Source organism: Pantoea sp. X-Soil-ISGK-355 (genome assembly GCF_059730805.1).
The window spans coordinates 2,594,256-2,616,902 of record NZ_AP035971.1; the positions used below are offsets into that span (position 1 = coordinate 2,594,256).

The 22,647-nt window shown below is 48.5% G+C and carries 20 protein-coding genes and 1 other annotated feature; of the genes, 13 read left to right on the forward strand and 7 right to left on the reverse strand.

Annotation, left to right across the window (positions count from 1 at the left end; all coding sequences use genetic code 11):
* Positions 1-331: 331 nt before the first annotated feature.
* Positions 332-1,159, reverse strand: coding sequence for an SDR family oxidoreductase (locus AC6I8J_RS12025; RefSeq protein ID WP_497825403.1), 828 nt, complete (start codon positions 1,157-1,159; stop codon positions 332-334).
* A gap of 179 nt (positions 1,160-1,338) precedes the next feature.
* Between AC6I8J_RS12025 and hisL the strand changes: the two genes are divergently transcribed.
* From hisL to AC6I8J_RS12090, 13 genes are all read left to right on the forward strand, one after another.
* On the forward strand, positions 1,339-1,386 hold the full coding sequence (hisL, locus tag AC6I8J_RS12030; protein WP_100396937.1) for a his operon leader peptide: 48 nt from the start codon (positions 1,339-1,341) through the stop codon (positions 1,384-1,386).
* Positions 1,362-1,482 (forward strand) — a sequence feature (His leader region). It overlaps the preceding gene by 25 nt.
* A 48-nt stretch (positions 1,483-1,530) precedes the next feature.
* Positions 1,531-2,430, forward strand: a complete 900-nt coding sequence (gene hisG, locus AC6I8J_RS12035) for an ATP phosphoribosyltransferase (protein ID WP_061062857.1) — start codon at positions 1,531-1,533, stop codon at positions 2,428-2,430.
* A gap of 3 nt (positions 2,431-2,433) precedes the next feature.
* A complete protein-coding gene (gene hisD, locus AC6I8J_RS12040; protein ID WP_161734438.1) occupies positions 2,434-3,738 on the forward strand; it encodes a histidinol dehydrogenase in 1,305 nt (434 codons plus the stop codon).
* Complete coding sequence (gene hisC, locus AC6I8J_RS12045; protein WP_161734440.1) at positions 3,735-4,811, forward strand: histidinol-phosphate transaminase; 1,077 nt, start codon at positions 3,735-3,737, stop codon at positions 4,809-4,811. The genes hisD and hisC overlap by 4 nt, the downstream gene beginning before the upstream one ends.
* The gene (gene hisB, locus AC6I8J_RS12050; protein WP_253419265.1) at positions 4,808-5,875 is read left to right on the forward strand and encodes a bifunctional histidinol-phosphatase/imidazoleglycerol-phosphate dehydratase HisB; all 1,068 of its coding nucleotides are present in this window, start codon (positions 4,808-4,810) and stop codon (positions 5,873-5,875) included. The genes hisC and hisB overlap by 4 nt, the downstream gene beginning before the upstream one ends.
* Positions 5,875-6,465 (forward strand): imidazole glycerol phosphate synthase subunit HisH, encoded by a 591-nt coding sequence (gene hisH / locus AC6I8J_RS12055; protein WP_161734444.1) that lies wholly within the window; start codon positions 5,875-5,877, stop codon positions 6,463-6,465. The genes hisB and hisH overlap by 1 nt, the downstream gene beginning before the upstream one ends.
* On the forward strand, positions 6,465-7,202 hold the full coding sequence (hisA, locus tag AC6I8J_RS12060) for a 1-(5-phosphoribosyl)-5-[(5-phosphoribosylamino)methylideneamino]imidazole-4-carboxamide isomerase (protein ID WP_161734446.1): 738 nt from the start codon (positions 6,465-6,467) through the stop codon (positions 7,200-7,202). The genes hisH and hisA overlap by 1 nt, the downstream gene beginning before the upstream one ends.
* Entirely contained in the window at positions 7,184-7,960 is a 777-nt protein-coding gene (hisF, locus tag AC6I8J_RS12065) for an imidazole glycerol phosphate synthase subunit HisF (protein ID WP_033783632.1), read from the forward strand. Before hisA ends, hisF begins: the two co-directional genes overlap by 19 nt.
* A complete protein-coding gene (gene hisIE / locus AC6I8J_RS12070) occupies positions 7,954-8,565 on the forward strand; it encodes a bifunctional phosphoribosyl-AMP cyclohydrolase/phosphoribosyl-ATP diphosphatase HisIE (protein WP_161734447.1) in 612 nt (203 codons plus the stop codon). The genes hisF and hisIE overlap by 7 nt, the downstream gene beginning before the upstream one ends.
* Before the next feature lie 249 nt (positions 8,566-8,814).
* Positions 8,815-9,147 (forward strand): helix-turn-helix domain-containing protein, encoded by a 333-nt coding sequence (locus tag AC6I8J_RS12075; protein WP_497825404.1) that lies wholly within the window; start codon positions 8,815-8,817, stop codon positions 9,145-9,147.
* On the forward strand, positions 9,134-9,610 hold the full coding sequence (locus tag AC6I8J_RS12080; protein ID WP_497825405.1) for a YbaK/prolyl-tRNA synthetase associated domain-containing protein: 477 nt from the start codon (positions 9,134-9,136) through the stop codon (positions 9,608-9,610). Before AC6I8J_RS12075 ends, AC6I8J_RS12080 begins: the two co-directional genes overlap by 14 nt.
* Before the next feature lie 66 nt (positions 9,611-9,676).
* Entirely contained in the window at positions 9,677-10,468 is a 792-nt protein-coding gene (locus AC6I8J_RS12085; RefSeq protein WP_161734453.1) for an ABC transporter substrate-binding protein, read from the forward strand.
* 106 nt (positions 10,469-10,574) lie between these two features.
* A complete protein-coding gene (locus tag AC6I8J_RS12090; RefSeq protein WP_161734455.1) occupies positions 10,575-11,873 on the forward strand; it encodes a succinylglutamate desuccinylase/aspartoacylase family protein in 1,299 nt (432 codons plus the stop codon).
* Positions 11,874-11,907: 34 nt separating this feature from the next.
* Here AC6I8J_RS12090 and gnd read toward each other — a convergent pair whose 3' ends face one another.
* The 6 genes from gnd to AC6I8J_RS12120 form a co-directional block, all read right to left on the reverse strand.
* A complete protein-coding gene (gene gnd, locus AC6I8J_RS12095; protein WP_033733220.1) occupies positions 11,908-13,317 on the reverse strand; it encodes an NADP-dependent phosphogluconate dehydrogenase in 1,410 nt (469 codons plus the stop codon).
* A gap of 282 nt (positions 13,318-13,599) precedes the next feature.
* Entirely contained in the window at positions 13,600-14,364 is a 765-nt protein-coding gene (locus AC6I8J_RS12100) for a glycosyltransferase (protein ID WP_497825643.1), read from the reverse strand.
* Positions 14,365-14,426: 62 nt separating this feature from the next.
* Positions 14,427-15,347, reverse strand: a complete 921-nt coding sequence (locus AC6I8J_RS12105) for a glycosyltransferase family 2 protein (RefSeq protein ID WP_497825406.1) — start codon at positions 15,345-15,347, stop codon at positions 14,427-14,429.
* 59 nt (positions 15,348-15,406) lie between these two features.
* Positions 15,407-20,416, reverse strand: coding sequence for a rhamnan synthesis F family protein (locus AC6I8J_RS12110; RefSeq protein ID WP_497825407.1), 5,010 nt, complete (start codon positions 20,414-20,416; stop codon positions 15,407-15,409).
* Entirely contained in the window at positions 20,409-21,791 is a 1,383-nt protein-coding gene (locus AC6I8J_RS12115) for an ABC transporter ATP-binding protein (protein ID WP_497825408.1), read from the reverse strand. Before AC6I8J_RS12115 ends, AC6I8J_RS12110 begins: the two co-directional genes overlap by 8 nt.
* A complete protein-coding gene (locus AC6I8J_RS12120; RefSeq protein WP_497825409.1) occupies positions 21,781-22,614 on the reverse strand; it encodes an ABC transporter permease in 834 nt (277 codons plus the stop codon). Before AC6I8J_RS12120 ends, AC6I8J_RS12115 begins: the two co-directional genes overlap by 11 nt.
* Between the last annotated feature and the right edge of the window lie 33 nt (positions 22,615-22,647).

The following is a 22,647-nucleotide window of genomic DNA, read 5'->3' on the forward strand; positions in this document are numbered from 1 at the left end:
TAAAAACCATGTCTGTCTTATCCAAATTAATAAATCACAGCACAATGTTTTCGTAAAAGCCGTTCACAACAAAGCCTATTATTTATTCAATTAAAAAATTTCTTGCAATAATCTGACGCAAACTATTTATGACTACACTCTAATATATGGTTACTGAAAATAAGGTAGGGGATTTATCAAAAACTAAGCTTTAAGCTTATTGCTGACATGGCTGGCTATAAAATGTCATTGTTTGTTAGGATGGGATTTCGTCATCCCATCCGACAATATAAATGAAGAAAATGCCCTAATGGGCTCAAAGTAGCAACCTCCCCGCCTTATGAAAGTATTTTTACTCCAGCGGCATCTTCACCGGGTCGTCATAGCGGTACTCAAACCCGAGTTCACTACAGATGCGTGACCCATCAATCAGCTTGCCGCTGTCTTTTACGGCCTCTGGCGCGAACTGCGGCGGCTGCAGACCAAGCTGGCGCGTAACGGCGGGATAGAAGGTGTCGCGCGTCGGATGTTTCGGCGCACTAAGGTTATAAACCCGGCCCCCTTTTGGCGACTGCAGCAGCAGCGTAATCGCCTCAACCACGTCATCCAGATGCACCAGATTGACGCCCTGCGAGCCATTTGCCACATCCTGCTTACCGGCGAGGAAGCGTCCCGGATGACGCTTTGGCCCGACCAGACCGGACAAACGCACAATATCCACGCTGGTTCCTGGCAGATCGTGCAGCCAGCTCTCCAGCTTAACCAGGGTTTTACCGGCTACCGTTTCGGCGGTCAGCGGGCTGTTTTCCCGTTTAATGCCAGAGATGCCACCATAGACTGACGTTGAGCTGGTAAAGATGATGCGCGGCACTTTATACACCAGCGCGGTATCGACCACATTCTGCACCGCCTGCAGATAAGCTTCACCGCCTTCCGCTGTACGGCTGGCAGGTAACGTGACAATCAATGCATCGACGTTAAAGAGCGGCTCGATATCGGCAGCATCACACAGCAGTTCCGGCGTCAGTTCCAGCTGGAACGCCTCAATGCCGCAGCGGCGTGCGGCTTCAACTCCGTCTGGCGTGGTTTTGCTGCCGGTGACCTGCCAGCCTCGCGCCGTTAACGCCGTGGCCAGCGGCATACCCAGCCAGCCCAGTCCCACAATCGCGACCTTCTTCATTTTGACTCCTGACGTGAAACATCAACCCTGACTTCACCGTAGTTTGCCCCCGGATTGCAAACAAGAACAACCTGTTTCAGCGCTTTCCGAAGCGCCTGTTTAAAAAAGTGTTGCCAAGTGCTGCCATCTTCGCTAGGTTAAACCCCACAAATGAATACTCATTCATCGACGAGATTATTATGACACGCGTTCAGTTTAACCATCATCACCACCATCATCCTGACTAGTCTTTCAGGCGATTGGTGCTGGAAGACTTTCAAGATCTTCCAGTGGTGTGAACGCAAGAGAACCCCCGGAAGATCGTCTTCCGGGGGTTTTTTTATGGGCTGACGCAACCACACTTTCAGGACAGGATTAAGAGGACAGGAACCATGTTAGATAACACCCGTTTACGCATAGCTATGCAGAAATCTGGCCGTTTAAGTGATGATTCACGCGAACTGCTGGCGCGCTGCGGCGTTAAAATCAACCTTCAGCAACAGCGCCTGATTGCGTTTGCGGAGAACATGCCAATCGACATCCTGCGCGTGCGCGATGACGATATCCCTGGCCTGGTGATGGACGGTGTGGTCGATCTCGGCATCATCGGTGAAAACGTGCTGGAAGAGGAATTACTCTCGCGCCGTGCCCAGGGCGAAGACCCGCGCTATTTTACGCTGCGTCGCCTGGATTTCGGCGGTTGCCGTCTGTCACTGGCGATGGCGACAGACGCCGAGTACACCGGCCCGGAATGCCTCGATAAATCCCGCATCGCTACCTCTTATCCGCACCTGCTCAAACAGTACCTCGACAAAAAAGGCGTCAGCTTTAAAACCTGTATGCTGAATGGCTCTGTTGAAGTGGCGACCCGCGCCGGTCTGGCGGATGCCATCTGCGATCTGGTCTCCACCGGTGCCACGCTGGAAGCGAATGGCCTGCGTGAAGTGGAAGTCATCTATCGCTCAAAAGCCGTCCTGATCCAGCGCGACGGCGAGATGCCAGCCGCCAAGCAGGAGCTGATCGACAAGATGATGACCCGTATTCAGGGCGTGATTAAAGCGCGTGAATCGAAGTACATCATGCTGCACGCGCCGAGTGAGCGGCTGGAAGAAGTAATCAGCCTGCTGCCTGGCGCGGAGCGTCCGACCGTTCTGCCGCTGGCAGGCGATGTCAGTCGCGTGGCAATGCACATGGTCAGCAGCGAAACCCTGTTCTGGGAAACCATGGAAAAACTGAAAGCGTTGGGTGCCAGTTCAATTCTGGTGCTGCCTATTGAGAAGATGATGGAGTAAGCCATGGCCTTTTCTACCCCGATTGAGTGGCAGCAGTGCACCTCCGAACAGCAGCAGGCGCTGCTGTTGCGTCCTGCCATCGCCGCCTCTGAAAACGTCACGCTGACAGTGCGTAACGTGCTGGAGCAGGTAAAGCTGAACGGTGATGACGCGCTGCGCGAGTTCAGCGCCCGCTTCGACAAGGCGCAGGTTGAAAATCTGCGTGTGACGCCGCAGCAAATCGCAGACGCCAGCGCCCAACTGAGTGCCGAGCTGAAGCAGGCGATGGCCGTCGCGGTGGGCAATATCGAAACCTTCCACAACGCGCAGATTTTGCCGCCAGTGGATGTGGAAACCCAGCCCGGCGTGCGCTGCCAGCAGATCACCCGCCCGGTGAAATCGGTCGGACTTTATATTCCTGGTGGTTCCGCCCCACTCTTCTCCACCGTGCTGATGCTGGCGACTCCGGCCCGTATCGCCGGTTGTGGCCGCGTGGTGCTCTGTTCGCCGCCGCCGATTGCCGATGAGATCCTCTATGCCGCGCAGCTGTGCGGCGTAGAAGAGGTGTTCCAGGTGGGCGGCGCGCAGGCTATCGCCGCGCTGGCCTTCGGCACTGAAACCGTGCCACGCGTGGACAAGATTTTTGGCCCGGGCAACGCCTGGGTGACCGAAGCGAAACGTCAGGTAAGTCAGCGACTCGATGGCGCGGCGATTGATATGCCGGCGGGTCCTTCTGAAGTGCTGGTGATTGCGGATGAAGGCGCCACGCCCGCGTTTGTCGCGTCTGATTTACTCTCACAGGCAGAGCATGGGCCCGACTCGCAGGTTATTCTGCTGACGCCTTCATTAAAGCTGGCCGAGGCGGTCGCGGTCGCGGTTGAGCAGCAGCTGGCACAGTTGCCGCGTGCGGCCACGGCGCGTCAGGCGCTGGAGAGCAGCCGCCTGATCGTGGCGCGCGACCTTGAGCAATGCGTTGAGATTTCCAATCTCTACGGCCCTGAGCACCTGATTCTGCAGACCCGTCAGCCGCGCGATCTGGTGGAGTCGATCACCAGCGCCGGTTCAGTCTTCTTAGGCGACTGGTCGCCGGAGTCCGCGGGCGATTATGCCTCGGGCACGAATCACGTGTTACCGACCTACGGTTATACGTCGACCTGTTCCAGCCTGGGCCTGGCCGACTTCCAGAAACGCATGACGGTGCAGGAGCTGACGCCGCAGGGCTTCCTGAATCTGGCCGCCACGATTGAAACCCTGGCCGCCGCTGAGCAGCTGGATGCCCACAAGAATGCCGTCACCCTGCGCGTTGCCGCACTGAAGGAGCAAGCATGAGTCAGGATATTGAGCAGCTGGCGCGCGCGAATGTGCGCGCTCTGACGCCTTATATGTCGGCGCGTCGTCTGGGTGGCAACGGTGATGTCTGGCTCAATGCCAACGAATTCCCGCTGCCGGTGCCGTTTGAGCTGTCGCAACAGACGCTGAACCGCTATCCCGAATGTCAGCCAAAGCTGGTTATTGAGCGCTATGCGGCTTACGCAGGTTTAACGCCGGAGCAGGTGCTGGTCAGCCGTGGCGCGGATGAAGCCATCGAACTAATCATGCGTGCCTTTTGTGAGCCGGGACAGGATGCGATTCTGTTCTGTCCGCCGACCTATGGCATGTACAGCGTCAGCGCCGAAACCATCGGCATTGAATATCGCACCGTTCCGGCGCTTAGCGACTGGCAGCTCAACCTGCCCGCTATCGCGGAACAGCTTGATGGCGTCAAAGTCGTTTACCTTTGCAGCCCGAACAACCCGACCGGCAACCTGATTAATCAGGACGACATCCGCCAGTTACTGGCGATGACCGCCGGTAAAGCGCTGGTGGTAGCCGATGAAGCCTATATTGAATTCTGCCCGCAGGCGACGCTGACCGGCTGGCTGAAGGATTATCCGCATCTGGTCATTCTGCGTACCCTTTCAAAAGCCTTTGCGCTGGCGGGCCTGCGTTGTGGGTTTGCGCTGGCGAATAAGCCGGTGATCGACCTACTGATGAAGGTGATTGCGCCCTACCCGCTGGCGACGCCGGTAGCGGACGTGGCGGGTCAGGCGCTGAGCGAGCAAGGCATTGCGCTGATGCGTGAGCATGTGGTCCAGCTGAACGACAATCGCAGCTGGCTGCTGGCTGAACTGGCGCAGCTGGCCTGCGTTGAGCAGGTTTTTCCCAGCGAAACCAACTATGTGCTGGCGCGCTTTACCGATTCCCCAAAAGTCTTCAAAACCTTATGGGATCAGGGCATTATCCTGCGTGATCAGAACAAAAATCCGGGCCTGTCGGGATGCCTGCGCATCTCCATCGGCACGCGTGAAGAGTGCGAACGAGCGATCGCCGCGCTGCAAGCCTTTTCTCTGGAGCAAGCATGAGTCAGAAGACCCTTTTTATTGACCGCGACGGTACGTTAATCTCTGAGCCGCCTGAGGATTACCAGGTGGATAGACTGGATAAACTGGCATTTGAGCCAGACGTTATCCCGGCGCTGCTGGCGCTGCAGGCCGCCGGTTATCGCCTGGTGATGATTACCAACCAGGATGGTCTTGGCACCGCCAGTTTCCCGCAGGCGGATTTTGATGGGCCGCACAATCTGATGATGCAGGTCCTGACCTCGCAGGGCATCGCGTTTGACGATGTGCTGATCTGCCCGCACATGCCGGACGATCATTGCGACTGCCGCAAGCCGAAAACGAAAATGGTAGAAGCCTGGCTGGCAGAAGGCGCGCTGGATACCGCCAACAGTTATGTGATTGGCGATCGTCTGACCGACGTGCAGCTGGCGGAGAACATGGGCATTCAGCCTATCCGCTACGGCGCTGACGGCGAGAACTGGCAGACCATTCAGCAGCGTCTGACCCAGCGTGACCGCCATGCGCTGGTGCAGCGCAACACGAAAGAGACGCAGGTTCGGGTCGAACTCTGGCTGGATCGCGAAGGCGGCAGCAAGATTAATACCGGCGTGGGTTTCTTCGACCACATGCTGGACCAGATTGCGGTGCACGGCGGCTTCCGCATGAACATTGAAGTGAAAGGCGATCTCTATATTGACGATCACCACACGGTGGAAGATACCGGTCTGGCACTGGGCGAAGCGCTGCTGAAGGCGCTGGGCGACAAGCGTGGCATTGGCCGTTTCGGCTTTGTGCTGCCGATGGATGAATGCCTGGCGCGCTGCGCGCTGGATATCTCCGGCCGTCCGCACATCGAGTTCAAAGCAGAGTTCAACTATCAACGCGTGGGCGACCTCAGCACTGAGATGGTCGAGCACTTCTTCAGCTCGCTCTCTTACGCCATGATGAGCACCCTGCATCTGAAAACCAAAGGCAAGAATGACCATCATCGCGTCGAGAGCCTGTTTAAAGCCTTTGGTCGTACGCTGCGCCAGGCGATCCGCGTTGAGGGTAATACCCTGCCGAGTTCGAAGGGAGTGCTGTGATGAACGTGGTGATCATGGATACCGGTTGCGCCAATCTCTCGTCGGTGAAATGGGCAATTGAACGTCTGGGCTATACCCCGGAAGTGAGCCGCGATTCCGATGTGGTGCTGCGCGCCGACAAACTGTTTCTGCCAGGCGTAGGCACCGCGCAGGCGGCAATGAAGCAACTGGAAGAGCGTGACCTGATCGATCTGGTAAAAGCCTGTACCCAGCCGGTGCTGGGGATCTGTCTGGGTATGCAGCTGCTGGGACGCGGCAGCGATGAAAACGGCGGCGTGCCGACGCTGGGCATTATCGATGAGCCGGTGTCACTCATGGACACCCACGGCCTGCCGCTGCCGCACATGGGCTGGAACCAGATTACCGCGCAGGCGGGCAATCATCTGTTCCGCGGCATTGATGAAGGATCCTATTTCTACTTCGTCCACAGCTATGCCATGCCGGTCAACGCCAGCACCATCGCCCAGTGTCACTACGGTGAAGCGTTCACCGCCGCGGTGCAGAAAGATAACTTCTTCGGCGTCCAGTTCCATCCGGAACGCTCGGGCAAAGCGGGCGCGCAGTTGCTGAAAAACTTCCTGGAGATGTAATGATTATCCCCGCGTTAGATTTAATTGACGGCAAAGTGGTTCGTCTGCATCAGGGCGATTATGGCCAGCAGCGTGATTACGGCAGTGAGCCGCTGCCACGTCTGAAAGATTACGTAAGCCAGGGCGCGACTGTGCTGCATCTGGTGGATTTAACCGGCGCGAAAGATCCGGCGAAACGCCAGATTACGCTGCTGAAATCCCTGCTGGACGGCGTTGATGTGACGGTGCAGGTGGGTGGCGGCATTCGCAGCCGTGACGATGTGCACGCGCTGCTGGAAGCGGGTGCGAGTCGTGTGGTGGTCGGTTCCACTGCTGTGAAAGAGCCTGAAGAGGTCAAACGGTGGTTCGCGGAGTTTGGCGCAGAGGCGATTGTGCTGGCGTTAGATGTGCGCATTGACGCCAGTAACCGCAAAGAAGTGGCGATCAGTGGCTGGCAGGAAGCGGCGGGTGTTACCCTGGAAGAGGTGGTTACCGACTTTCAGCAGGTGGGCCTGAAGCATGTGCTGTGCACCGATATTTCCCGCGACGGCACCCTGAGCGGTTCCAATGTTGCGCTCTATCAGGAAGTCACGGCGCGCTTCCCGACGATCGCTTTCCAGTCCTCGGGTGGCATTGGCGACCTCAATGATATCGCCGCCCTGCGCGGCAGCGGCGTTCAGGGCGTGATTGTCGGACGTGCGCTGCTGGAAAATAAATTCACAGTTTCGGAGGCGATCGCATGCTGGCAAAACGGATAATTCCCTGTCTGGACGTACGTGACGGTCAGGTGGTCAAAGGCGTACAGTTTCGCAATCACGAAATCATCGGCGACATCGTGCCGCTGGCGCAGCGCTACGCCGCTGAAGGAGCAGACGAACTGGTCTTCTATGACATCACCGCCTCATCTGATGGCCGCGTCGTCGACAAAAGCTGGGTATCACGCGTTGCGGAAGTGATCGATATTCCATTCTGCGTCGCGGGCGGCATCAAAACCCCTGAAGACGCGGCACGTATTCTGGAGTTTGGTGCGGATAAGATCTCGATTAACTCCCCGGCGCTTGCCGATCCCACGCTCATCACCCGCCTCGCAGACCGGTTTGGCGTGCAGTGTATCGTGGTCGGCATCGATACCTGGTTTGACGAGGCCAGCGGCAAGTATCAGGTGAATCAGTATACCGGTGACGAAGCACGCACCCGCGTGACGCAGTGGGAAACGCTGGAGTGGGTGCAGGAAGTGCAGAAACTGGGCGCAGGCGAGATCGTGCTAAACATGATGAATCAGGATGGCGTGCGTAACGGCTATGACCTGGTGCAGCTGAAGAAAATGCGTGAAGTCTGCAACGTGCCCCTGATCGCCTCTGGCGGCGCAGGCACCATGCAGCACTTCCTGGAGGCGTTTACCGAGGCGAATGTCGATGGTGCTTTAGCCGCCTCGGTATTCCATAAGCAGATTATTAATATTGGTGAGCTGAAGAGCTTTCTGATCGACAACGGAGTGGAGATTCGCGCGTGCTAACTCAACAACAACAGGCCCTTCTCGACTGGGATAAAACACAGGGCATGATGCCGGTCATCGTTCAGCACAACGTCTCAGGCGAAGTGCTGATGCATGGCTACATGAACCCGGCAGCGCTGGAAAAAACCCTGGCAGAAGGCAATGTCACCTTTTTCTCCCGCACCAAAAACCGTCTGTGGACCAAAGGCGAGACCTCCGGCAACTTTCTGCAGGTGGTAAGCATCACGCCTGACTGCGACAACGACACACTGCTGGTACTGGCGAACCCGATTGGCCCGACCTGCCATCTCGGCACCACCAGCTGCTTCTCTCCGGCTGTGCCTGAATGGACCTTCCTCTATCAGCTGGAAGAGCTGCTGGCGTCGCGCAAAACGGCTGACCCTGAAAGCTCTTACACTGCACGGCTCTACGCCAGCGGCACGAAGCGCATCGCGCAGAAAGTGGGTGAAGAAGGCGTTGAGACCGCGCTGGCGGCGACCGTCAACGATCGGGATGAACTGACCAATGAAGCTTCAGACCTTGTCTATCACCTGATGGTGTTGTTACAGGATCAGAATCTCGACTTCAGCGCGGTGATTAACAACCTGCGCAACCGCCATAAGTAATTGTGCAATATGCTGCTCAGAATTTCGTTTTACAGGCGGATTCTGAGCAGAATCCTTCTCAAAAATTAAACGCTATTGTTGAGCATAATATTGCTCAACAGGTGTTGCCATGCGCACACTCCAGCTATTTATTAAGGGCCGCTGGTATAATGCCGCCCAACTCAATATTCAGCATCCCCTCCAGGGCCGTGAAAGCGCCGCCTTACTTGCGTACGATTATCTTGATCAGCGTATTAAAGGCTGGCAACTATGAAAAAAACGCTGTCACCTTTGGAACGCGAAGCGATGCTGCTGAACCTTACTCAGCAGTTTCCTGAAGAGAAACTGTCACAGGGCGAGCTCCTGATGCAGCTTCGCAAAAACGTGCTGGGATTCTTTCAGGAACGTTATGCCGCGCTGGCCGGGATTAGCCGCCGCACACTGTCAGATATTGAACAGGACAGGGACAATACCACGCTGAGCACCCTCAACCGGGCGCTTAAACCGCTGGGTCTGAAAACCGGCATATTGCCACGTCAGCCGCATATGCTGCAGACACTGATGCTGCAACTGACCGCAGGAGAGCACCGTGACCACCCATGAAAAGTTAATCGCTCTGCTCGAGCAACACCAGGCGCGTTATCGCCTGATGGAACATGAGGCGACCGGCAAATGTGAAGCGGTTGCGGCGATACGCGGCACCGAAATCGGTCAGGGCGCGAAAGCGCTGGTCTGTCATGTGAAAGGCAATGGCATTAAGCAGCATGTGCTGGCGGTATTACCGGCCGACCGGCAGGCCGATCTGGGCAAAGTCGCGGCAGCAGTAGGCGGTCGACGCGCTTCACTCGCCAGCCCGGCGGAGACCGCTCTGCTGACCGGCTGCGTATTCGGGGCGATACCACCGTTCAGCTTTCATCCTGACCTCAGGCTGATTGTGGACTCCGCGCTGTTTGAACGTTATCCGGCGATCGCGTTTAACGCCGGTCTGCTGGAACGCTCAGTGATCCTGAATACCGAAGATTATCGCGCGTTATGCGCGGCTGACGTGGTGGCGATTACGCAGTAATTGCCATCCCGGCAGCCCGGCGATACTCTGCATAATCACTCATCACGACAGAATAAGAGCAAAATCATGAACATTTTCACTCAACGCCTGCGTCAGACGCTGGCTGTGGCGGTTATGGCAGGCTGCGCTTTTAGCGCGCAGGCAAAAATCGAACAGGTGCGTTTCGCGGTCGATCCGACCTATCCGCCCTTCGAATCGAAAACGCCACAGGGCAAGCTGGTCGGCTTTGATATTGATCTGGGCAATGCGCTCTGTACTCAGATGCAGGCAAAATGTGTCTGGGTTGAAAGCCAGTTTGACGGCATGATCCCGGCCCTTAAAGCGCGTAAATTTGATGCCATTCTGTCTGACATGGGCATTACCGAAGAGCGCCTGAAGCAGATCGATTTCACTGTTCCACTCTATGACACCCACACCCAGCTGATTGCCCGTAAAGGCGCTGGCATCCTGCCCACCGTTGAATCCCTGAAAGGAAAAACGGTCGGCGTAGAACAGGGAACGGTTCAGGAGCGCTATGCGCTGGCAAAATGGCAGCCTCACGGTGTGACCGTAGTGCCTTATGGCGATCAGGCACAGGTTGAAAGCGATCTGGTTTCAGGCCGACTGGATGCGGTATTCACCGATGCGGCACAGGCGGCCATCGGCTTCCTGAAGCATCCGCAGGGCAAAGATTTTGAACTGGCTGGACCGATTATTCAGGATCCGATTATCGGCCCCGGCACGGCTATTGGCCTGCGCAAAGGCGATACCGAACTGAAAACCGCACTGGATAATGCCTTTGCCGAAATCAAAAAGAACGGCACCTTTGACCAGATTCAGAAGCGCTACTTCGCCACGGATATCTCTATCCAGCAGTAACCTCGCGGTCATCCTTTTTCGTCCTCACCGCGATCCGGCACTATACTCTAACTTTTTCGGGACGGCGCGCTGTCGTCCTTTGCCGATTAAAGGACATTAACACGGTATGCATCAACAACATCATCCACTGTTAAGCGCCTCTTTAGGCACCCAGCGTGAAATCATCAGTTTCCATTTCGGTGAAGATTACCAGCGTCAGGTTTATATCCAGGCTGCCCTGCATGGCGACGAACTGCCCGGTATGGCGGTGGCGTGGTTTTTAAAGCAGCGACTACAGGCGCTGGAGTCCGCCGGTCAACTTAAAGCCGCCTTTACACTGGTGCCAGTTGCCAATCCACTGGCGCTGGGACAGCACTGGCATGGCACCCATCTGGGCCGATTCCATACGCTCTCTGGCCAGGACTTCAACCGCCGTTTCCCGTCACTGGGCGCAACCCTGGCGGCCGGGCTGGCTGAAAGTCTGACCCAGAGTGAAACGCAGAATAAGAGTCTGATCCGCGAGGCAATTGATCGCCACTATCGCGATACCGTGCCAAAAACCGAGCTGGATGCGCAGCGCTTTACGCTGATGCGGATGGCCAGTCAGGCCGATCTGATGATTGACCTGCACTGTGACTGGGAAGCCGTGCCGCACCTCTACACGACGCCGCACGCCTGGCCGGACATTGAGCCGCTGGCGCGCTGGTTAGGCAGTGAAGTACAGCTGCTGGCGCAGATCTCCGGTGGAGAGCCGTTTGATGAAGCCTGCTGCGAACCCTGGCTGACGCTGGCAGAGCGATTTGGTAAGGATTACCCGATGCCACGCGGACTGCTGCCAGTGACACTGGAGTTGCGAGGCATGCGTGATGTGTCGCCTGAACAGGCCGAGAAAGACGCGGAGGCGATTATTTCAGCGCTGCAGGAAGGCGGCTATATCGGCTACAGCGAACCTTCAATTTCCGTAGAGGTGGCCGCGCCCGTCATTGGTGGCGATGAACTGGTCCCGGCGAGCGCGGGCGGCGATGATGTGGTAGCAATCAATGACGGGCCGATTGGTTTGAACGTACCTGACGTTGCTGAAGCACCGGGAGAGGCGAGCGTGATTAAAGAACGTCACAGCGAAGGATCGTCGGCGGCCTCCCCTTCCCTGAAAAATCCACCAACGCCGTTAGCGGGCTGTGAATATATTCATTCGCCGGTTTCAGGGTTGATTTTGCATCGCAAACCGCTGGGCGCACTGATTCGTCCGGGAGAAGTGGTGGCTGAGATTGTTGATCCGCTGACCGACCATATTACGCCGCTGGTCGCAGAGTATGGCGGTATTCTCTATGCAAGGCACTGGGTAAGGTTTGCGACAGCGGGCATGCTGGTGGTGCGGCTGGCAGGTGAGCGAGAGATTCGGAGCGGGGATTTGCTGGTAGGATAAAAAAGGGCTTCCCTCGGGAAGCCCTTTTTAGTGATTAGTCTAACCACTCGGTGTGGAACACACCGTCTTTATCAATGCGCTTGTAGGTATGCGCACCAAAGTAGTCACGCTGCGCCTGAATCAGGTTAGCAGGCAGCACTTCTGAACGATAGCTGTCATAGTAAGCGATCGCCGCAGAGAAGGTTGGCGTCGGGATACCGTTCTGAATCGCATAAGAAACGACATCACGCAGCGCCTGCTGATACTGATCCGCGATATCTTTGAAGTACGGAGCCAGCAACAGGTTAGCGATGCCTGCATCGGCTTCATAAGCATCAGTGATCTTCTGCAGGAACTGGGCACGGATGATGCAGCCAGCGCGGAAGATCTTCGCGATTTCCCCGTAGTGCAGATCCCAGTTGTTCTCTTCTGACGCGGCACGCAGCTGTGAGAAGCCCTGCGCATAAGAGACGATTTTACCGAGGTACAGCGCGCGACGAACTTTCTCGATGAACTCCGCTTTGTCGCCAGTGAAGGCTTTCGCCTGTGGACCGCTCAGTACTTTAGAGGCCGCAACACGCTGCGTTTTCAGCGAGGAGAGATAACGGGCGAAGACAGACTCGGTGATCAGTGACAGAGGCTCACCGAGATCCAGTGAACTCTGGCTGGTCCATTTACCGGTGCCTTTGTTTGCTGCTTCATCCAGAATCACATCAACCAGGTATTTACCGTCTTCGTCTTTCTTGGTGAAGATATCTTTGGTGATGTCAATCAGGTAGCTGCTCAGCTCGCCGTTGTTCCAGTCGGTGAAGGTCTCAGCCAGCTCTTCGTTGTTCAGGCCCAGTGCGCCTTTCAGCAGCGCATAGGCTTCTGCGATCAGCTGCATGTCGCCATATTCGATGCCGTTGTGAACCATCTTCACGTAGTGGCCCGCGCCGTCCGGACCGATATAGGCCACACAGGCTTCGCCATCTTCCGCACGCGCCGCGATCTTATCCAGAATCGGCGCAACCAGCTCGTAGGCTTCTTTCTGGCCACCAGGCATGATGGATGGACCTTTCAGTGCGCCCTCTTCACCGCCGGAAACGCCGGTACCGATGAAGTTGAAGCCCTGGTCAGACAGTTCTTTGTTACGACGGATGGTGTCTTTATAGAAGGTGTTACCGCCATCAATCAGGATGTCGCCTTTATCCAGGTGTGGAGTCAGTGAGGCGATAGTCTTGTCAGTCGCTTCACCCGCCTGAACCATCAGCAGGATACGACGAGGTTTTTCCAGCGATTCAACAAACTCTTCAACGGTGTAAAAAGGAGCAAGCTTCTTGCCCTGGTTCTCGGCGATGACTTCATCAGTCTTTTCGCGTGAACGGTTGAAGATTGAAACAGTGTAACCGCGGCTCTCAATGTTAAGAGCCAGATTGCGGCCCATCACTGCCATACCTACAACGCCGATCTGTTGCTTGGACATATTTACTCCTGTCTGAAAGTCACTAACTGTGCCGTATAGGCCTAGCGGAAATAACACTTCAATATAACTCAAATAAATAAAATTCGGTAGATTTGATTAATCTGAAACGTTATTTAACATTAATTAATAGAGTTCATTAGCACAATATGAGCATTGACATCTTAAATTTAAACGCCAGAAGCACTAAATAACAAGCAAAGTAGACTGGTCCGTATATAAAAAAACCAAAGCCGTAAACCGACCTTTCAAAACAGAAAGTATCAGTATGTTACAAGCCGGAAATTATTTATTTCCATTAAGAGATGAAAGACATCGACTATTTAATTTATCTCTCTCATTGTCCTTAAACCAGCCCCACTTATTGAAGTATCGTACTGCCGAAGAAATATGATAAAAAAGAAACTTAACATCTTTATAGGAACGACGCTGAGATTCATGAACCACTGTTGAATAAGGACAATAAAGGACAGGATAGCCAGAAGCACAAACTCTCCGGCTAAAATCGACATCTTCTAAATAAAGAAAGAATCTCTCATCAAAATTCCTGACGCTCTCTAGTGCAAATTGGCTAACGAGAATGAAACATCCAGAGAGCGAGGGTGCAAAGAAAACTTTTTCGTAATCAGCTTCACGAAGTTCATATTTAATGTTTATACGTTCAGCCAATGCTGGCCAAAAACGACGAAGAAAAAGCTGATGTGGTTCAGGAAGGAGTTTACATCCATGCTGTAAACTTCCATCGGGATAAATAACTTTAGGGATTGCAAGACCACTTTTTTGTTGAATACTAAATTCGTAAAGATTATCGACCTGGCCGGGAGAAAAAGAAATATCAGGATTGCAGATCAAGAAAAAATTCGAACTTTTCCAGAAATGTTTAAAAGTGGCATTATGGCCACTGCCAAACCCTCTGTTCACAGGCAGCTTTATAATATTGACTTTAGGGTGAGCAAACTTATTTAACCATTCGCAATGAGATCCATTGTCGACTATACATATTTTATCGACACTCTTTTCTGAAATGAGTGAACTTAAGGTTTTCTCTATATCAGAGTAAGTGTGCTTGTAGAGAAACTAACGAGGCAATTATTTTCACTAAAACACCAATTTTACATACGATTCATTAATGTGTGAACAAAAGTAGTCAGTGTCCCTATCAGTTGTTGATGATAAACACCTGATTCTTTTAAGCTTAATACTCTTTTTAATAAAGACCTTTGTCGAATTGAACGAAATAGATGAAGTGTCTTTTTTGCTTCAACTGTCAGATGCGGATAGATTCTTTCAAGCATAGAAATGTTTGTATCATTCCAGACTTGCCTTCTGCCCTGAGACGCAAGTTTGTAGTTTCTGAAACGTTGCTTTAATCCCATGCTATTGCCAATAACATTTGCTGTGTGCTGGCGATAAAAAACAGACGGGGAAGAATCGTAGAACACTTGCCCACCGCATGCAGTAACAACTAAATACAGGCTCCAGTCATGAATTACAACAGGACCGCTAAGTGAAAGTTTAAGTAATTCACGCGCAGCATGGTTAAACACCATTGTGTTACCACTGGCAATATTTTGAATTAGCGCATTTTTGAAGTCGGGCTTTTTTTTAAATTCCGGTGAAAAACCAATAAATTCATTATCCTGATCAATAAGCTCTGTTCGACTACAAAAAAAAGCTGGGACCTCAGAGGGAACAGTATCAAGCCATTCAACAGCTCTCTTAAGCTTTGATTTTGCCCAAATATCGTCCTGATCTGAGAAAGCGTAATACTCAGAACGTATCGCTTCATTCATAATTAAAGATTTAAAATTTTCATTAAACCCTTTTCCAGGGCCGGTTAAAAGCTTTCCTGCGCCTTTATTTTCATTAAGAAAATCAGTTATATAATCAATGGTTGAATCAGTGGAATTATCATCTGAAATCCATAGGAACCAATCTTCAAAACTTTGTCCTTTTATTGAATTCAGCTGCTGCTTAATAAAACCCTCGCCATTATATGAACCCATTATAATAGCAACCTTGGAAGTATTCATTTATTTCACCAAAATAATATGGATGCCCTAAAGCATCCATATCAGATATTAACGTGCTTTTAACTCACCAAACCACGACCGCAATAATCATCATCAAGAACCAATTGTTGCAATACGCTATTTTGCTTATCTTTTCCGGAATCAACGAACCCAGTATATAACTTGTCCGCCACATAAAGTGATGGAGTAAACAGAGGGTAAAAGTCAGACTTGATTTCAATCGCAGCTGCAACAAAGTCCATAATACCTCTCTGCAGTTCATTACGAATTGGTTGAGTAGCCAACTCTTCATCACGTAAAGGTTTGAATACTTTTTCAAGCTCACCATTTTCAGAAAGAACATATTTGGCAATTTGAGCATCATTGGCACTTAATAATTGCTCAAGAGCAAAGCTTTTACTGAAAATTCTGGAATCTGCAAAATTTTCCAAAGAGTTGCTAACAAAGCACCCCTCGGCAAGAGCCTGAGGATTTAAATCATTACGAATCAGATTAGATGTTGCCATATAGAAACCATTAACTGGCTTATCTAAGAGTTGTATCAAAGATTTCTGAATCGTTCCTGAATAGCCGACGTCGACAATGGCCACATCTTGTTTGTAAGTGATCCCAGTACTTTCAAGATAATGGCTCATTGCTTTATTCTCATTACTCGCACACTCCATAATTTCGGGTAGCAAATACTGAAGAACAGGTTCAATGTTTGAAATATCTTTATTCCTGACTTCGACTTTTCTTGAATTATTCCATAATCCCTTATCAAAGATCTCTTGCCATTTTTCGTTATTTAGCTCGAGACCATATCGCTCAAAAAGAAATGTCGCTAACTCATTCGGATAAAAATCAATTGCTGCAATCTCTTTAACATGTTCGAAGTTCTTAATTTTAGGAACATTGACTGAGCGGCGTGAAAGTTGCAGATACGATGAACCTGGAATTGGTTTTTCATATGTGGCGTTCCACTTGTCGAAAACTTCTTTAATTATTTTACCTTCCCTCGCAAGGAAGAATAAATGCTGAGTGTTGGTATCATAAGACTTCTTATAAAGCCAGTCACAGAATGAAATTAATAAAGGTCCGACTAAATTATAACCGAGTTGATATGGTCTTTCACTGTAAAGCCTCAAATCATCTGGCTCAATCGAAGCAACCTTATTGAGATTTTTCTGAATAATCAAACCTAGCGTAATTTCATTATTCAAATCATTAGAAATCGAAAGATCTCCAACAAGAGGCTTATAGTCAGTCAATGATTTCGCAATATCATTGGCTCTTAATAAATGAAGACATCTGGTTTTAAAGAAATCAGCAGGCAACTGGAGATCAGATCTCTCATTGTCGCCAATCATAACCAGATTTTCACCTTTGATGCCTTCATTCTCGAAAACGTATTCATAAAGTTTACCTGTATCTTTCCTGTAACCTATATCTGAAGAAAGATAAAGTTCGTCCCAGCAACTAATATCGAACTTATTAAGCATATCGATAATCGTACTTTTGCTTAAGAACATATCGCTTACTAACACGACTTTCTTACCTGCATTTTTAGCACGCAACATGAGCTCTTTGGCATCAGGCCTGAGATAAACAGAAGAGTATTCTACTTTAGATTCTAAATCAGCAATCTGTTTACATCTCTCTTCTGAATATCCCGTTATTTTCGCAAAAACTTTGTATATGTTATAGATATCTACATCTCTGTCAGCATTGTTCCTTGCCTGAGCCTCAGCATTGGCGCGATGCTTTATAAATACTTCTTTTTCGTGCTCTTCAAGATATTGAACAACAATTTTTTTAGTATGATCAGGATTTAATAGTGGTCGTGTTAAAATGGTATCAAAAATATCAAATGCGACCAGATGAGTATCATGATCGTTAAAGAGATATTGATACATATCAAATGTACGGCCAAAATACTGCTGATCAAATCTAAATGTTGACCATGATGGTGACTGTTTATCTTTGATAATTAAAGACTCATAATTTAGTGCGGTTGGAACTATACCAAGAAGGCGCTCGATAGCATGCGCAACAGTACCGTCATTCTGAGCTAGCTCTTCAGGGAAATCTTCCAACTTAAGATTTAAATCAAAAAGTGGTCGCATAGCACTCATGCGCGCCCAAAACATTGAACCTGCGGGAAAGTTAAAATATGCTTCAGGCATTTCGATGCCCATCATATTACATAGGCGATGACCATCTGCTTTGTTAGCAAGCCATGTAAATGCCGCATAAGGTACTTGCACAAAGGCTTGAGGATAGACAATACCTAACGCTGGATTAGTTTCAAACTGATGGAAAATACGTTCAACATTTTCTCTAGAACCGAGAAGTGCATTAAACAAGTATTCACGCCATCCTAACGTTGCACCAGCATTATAGAGTGATTTTTTACTCTGAATGTGACCCACATAATCGTAAACTTTTAGCCTACTACCGAAGTGAGCAAACATAGGTCCAATATCCCGACCTCTGTTAGGCACGATCTCGACAACAAGTTTCCTGATATTAGGAAGTTTTTCTAGTTCACTTTTACAGGTTGTCAGACCTTCTTGGGTAGTTACTGATACAAAAACATCCAGTTCAAAGGGGACCTGCGATATATGATGAGAAAATTCAGAAATTAAATCATGATAAAATATATGGCAATGCAACGCCACATTTTGTGGTCTGGCAGAGATAGTCGCAGGTAGTGAGTCAATATCAACTAACAACTGTTGAATATTAGACTCAATATTAGAAAAACTACCGTTTAGCTTTTGATACTCAGGATGATTTACAAACCATGTTGGTCTGACTTTAAACGCAATTTCTAATAACTGCCGACGATACTGAACAGGCGCTTGATAATAAAGCCCTTTTAGCTTGTTACGCAAGTTGCTTTTTAAAGGTTGTAATGCGATTTGATGTTGTCCACGTAATAATCTCATGGAAAATCTTAGGGGCTTAGTAATTTTCCAGGAGTTAGTAGAAATCAACCTATTAACTTCAGCATTCAGCTCATTAATTTTAAGAGTATTATTATGATTTTGTTTTTCCAACTGCAACAATCTGGTTTTATCTGAGGATGCAGAATTTATGTTGTTATTAACATCCTGATGTAATTTGCTATTCTCTTGCTCCAATCTTTCGAGCATCTCTTTTTGATCAAGGATACTTTTATGGAGAAGTTCGTTGGTTTCTGACAACTCTGCATTTTGTTGTTCAAAAGCCTGCACGATAGCCTTTAAAGAGGCTACATTTTCGTCGTGAATGTCAGTTAGAGAAGCGATTTTTTTGTCGTAAATCTCTGACAGTTCAACACGTTCCTTGTTAATTGAATCTTTCACTATAGTCTCGTATTCTGTGATTTTTGATTGCAGCGCTGCGTTTCTTACAGCGTAATCAATCAAAGAAACTCGGGTTTTAAGTACCGCCTTAGAAAAGGCATTTCTGATATTAGCTACATCGCCAATTTGCGTTTGTTCCATAAAAACAAACTCGCGTTCCCAGTATGATTCTACATCTCCAAGCTCAATATTTAACGTTGAAGATAAAAGAATATCTTCAAGCAACTGCTGCAAATTCAGGTTCTCTCCATCAATTGAGTTTGATACAGATGTTACTCGTAATAATGAATGCAGAACACCCCTGAATACTATATAGCCTAATGAAATACTCTCCTGAGCTATCCATTCAAGATCGATAAACTTTACATTATTCTTGCCATCAACCAGGATATTGAATGGCATTGCATCGTTGTACTTTCCAGGCAATAAAGTATCTTTATCAATGCTGGTTTCAATATTTTCTTCGCGCACAATAATCCTGATCCAGGAATCAAGCCAAGCCTGGATATCAGTTTTTTTCCAACCAGGCTTATTTAATATATCAATTAAATTCAGCCATAAGCTTTCACCTGGGAAGAAAGGTGTTCTTTCGACACTTTCATGGAAAAAATTATGATTTTCATCAGGCTTGACGAAATTTTTATTCGCGCTCGACGTAAGAACTTCCAGGTCGTTAGAGTCGTTTTCAATTATAATCAGATTTTTATTATATTCTGGTAAACGACCGTCTGAATAATGATGCAGAAGGGTATTATCTTCATAGCTAAATTGATTTGGTGAAGCGACAAATAAAAAAGAATTTGATAAATCAGCACTAAGTTCATTTCTCCATACAGACTTTAAAGCCTGCTCAATAGAGAATACAGGTTCAGCGATTCCCTGAATATCTTTATGTGCACTTTCAACAGCTATCTGGCTCAACTGCTTAGAATACTTCTTCCAGCCCAGAGGAGTTACAACATCGGTTGGTAATTTATAATCAGGCAGTGGAAGATACTCTTCGACATGGTTAAAACCAGCATCTCTGACCAGGGATTTTAACTCTTCACGCCCAAAAGTCACAACGCCATTACTTTCATAACTGTTGTTGATGCCATACATCTGCTGCCCGACGTGGTCTTCGAAAGCACCAGCAAAATATTTGATACCCACTTTGTTTTCAATAGCAACAAATAATTTTCCATCAGCATCTAATTTCGAGCGGCAGCTATCAAGTAAAATGGCCTGACCATTTTCTCCTAAAAACATCCTTGCGTATTCCAGTACGCCGATCAGCAGAACGTAATCAAATTTGCCCAGGTCAGGAAGCTTATCGCTTGACGAGCAGATAACTTCTACGTTGTTCAAATCTTCACATCTTGCTCTTGCAATCGACGCCCTGCGAAAACTACCTTCAACAGAAACTACTTCAGCACCAGCTTCGCCTAAAAAACGCGTAATGGCGCCGCAACCGCAGCCAATCTCAAGAACGCGCTTATTTTTAAAATGACTTTCGAAAGGCCGCAGTAAATTGGCTCTGCGTGAGGTCAGATGATAGGTTGAAGGCCAATCAATCATCTTACTTGCAAGTTCGGTTGAGCGGCAGCTCTTATCTTTCGCGTTTTTGATGACCCTCAGAAGATAGAGTTCAGCCTCATCGCCATCATTATAAGCAAATTCACCAATTTCTTTTGCATGCCAGACTTTATCTTCATTACGAACAAAATCAGAACTGATGAGTGTCTGCAATAAGCTATTCATGATCAATCTCAATTTTTGCGCTTAGATCTGCAAAACCCGTAAATGTGCTTACTGGTGCTACAGAAATGTGAATGGAGTCATAACGGCGATCATGAGGAACTACTTCCCCGTGGGTATCACTACTTGCAACACCAAGGGAGAGGAAATAATCACCTTCATATAAAATATTCGGGAAATCAATCTTAACAATAGCTTCTCTACCGGATTTCCCTTCCGTTAAAGGCGTTATCTCCTGCCATTCACTATTTGTATTATAAATAGTAACGCCTTCTTTAGTTTTTATTGCAAACCCGAAAATTGGCCTTATAACAAGTTCATTGAAGACCACTTTAACCATCAATTTTATATTTTCATGGTGCTCAAAAGAAGATGGATAAGCAGTATCATTTTGTTCTAAATAAAAATCGGTAATTTCTGCCGCTTTATCGCCCCATCTGAATTCGTTAGGGTTATAATTCATTCGACTTTCAAAAACCCCATTCAGTAGTGAACTTTTCACGGAATTGGTTTTTTCAGCAGGATGTTCAATCCTTTCTAAACGTTCTTTTTCACCAGCTGCTGCATCTTTAATCTGTTTTGCGACTGCTTCTCTTTGATTATCTTTACCTTTCTTACCAAAGAGTATATCAAGATACTGATTTACAACTATTTTTGGCTTGCCAGAAGCTTTCAAAAGCCCGCCGTCAAGCAAGACGGCCAGGTCACAGTGCGTAACGATCTGTTCTGTGGCGTGTGAGACAAAAAGTATTGAGGTTCCATTTTCTTTCAATCGCTTAAGGCGACTGAAACATTTAGCCTGGAACTTTGCGTCTCCTACAGCTAGCGCCTCATCTACAATCAATATTTCAGGGTCAATTTGAGCTTGTACTGAGAAAGCTAATCTAACCAACATTCCACTTGAATAAGAACGCACAGGAGAATCAATGAAGCGACCTATATCAGCAAATCCTAATATGTCATCCAGTTTGCTGTCAGTTTCTTCTTTAGTTAATCCCAGAAGAGAGGCATTTAAATAAATGTTTTCTCTGCCAGTAAAGTCACTATTAAAACCTGCACCTAATTCAAGTAATGCCGCTACCCGACCTTTTACATTTACGTGACCAGTGGAAGGACTAAGAGTCCCTGCAATAATCTGAAGTAATGTTGACTTGCCAGACCCATTACGACCTACTATACCCATCGTCTGGCCTTTGGGTAATTCAAAAGAAATATCTTTGAGAGCCCAGAAATCTTCGTGGTACGCTCGTCCTACCCTGCCGAATGCTCTATCGATACGGGGTACAATAAATTGTTTTAAACGGTGCACCGGATTTTCATAAACCTGATAACACTTGCCCACGCCATGAATTTCAATTGCATTATCTTTAGAGGACATCAGCAAAGCCTTTTCGAGTTTTCTGGAACCAGACGAAGCATAACCACATTATTACTATCGAAATGACAGAATAAATTGCTAAACCATAAAAGTCGGGCATTTTGCCCCAAATTAAGACATTACGAGACTGCTCAATGATAAATGTGAGAGGATTTAACATTATCAAAGACTGAAATTCTTTTGGTAGTGCACTGATAGGATAAAATATAGGTGATAAAAACATCAATATAGTAACTATGATAGATATTGTTTGCCCAACATCTCTCAGGTATACACCCAATGATGATAGAAACCAGGATAGCCCTAACGTGAAAACAACTAAAGGGAAAAGAACCAACGGCATAAGTAAAACCGTCCAGTGCAGATATCCATTAAATATAACAAAAGCAACGAGCAAAACTAATATGCTAATAAATGTATGAAACAGCACACTTAGTAAATTACTGATTGATAATATTTCTAAAGGAAAAACCACCTTTTTGACATAGTTCGCATTACCTATTATCAATGTCGGCGCCCTGCTTAACGCCTCAGCGAACAACGTATGTACCAGCAATCCTGCAAACAAAATAACCGCAAAATCACTTTTAGATTCACTCAGTGCTCCAGTCCCCCAGCGCGCTTTAAAAACAACCGAGAATACGAATGTGTATACTGAAAGCATTAATATCGGGTTAATAAATGTCCAGAGAATACCCATAACAGAACCACGGTATCTACCTGTAATCTCTCTCTTAGTCATCTGGTAAATAAGATTACGGTTTGTAAAGCAACTTTTTATTATTGTTATAAGCGAGCTAGGTTTACTTGAATGAGGATCCATTTATTTTCTCTTCAAAATAATCTGTTTTCAAAT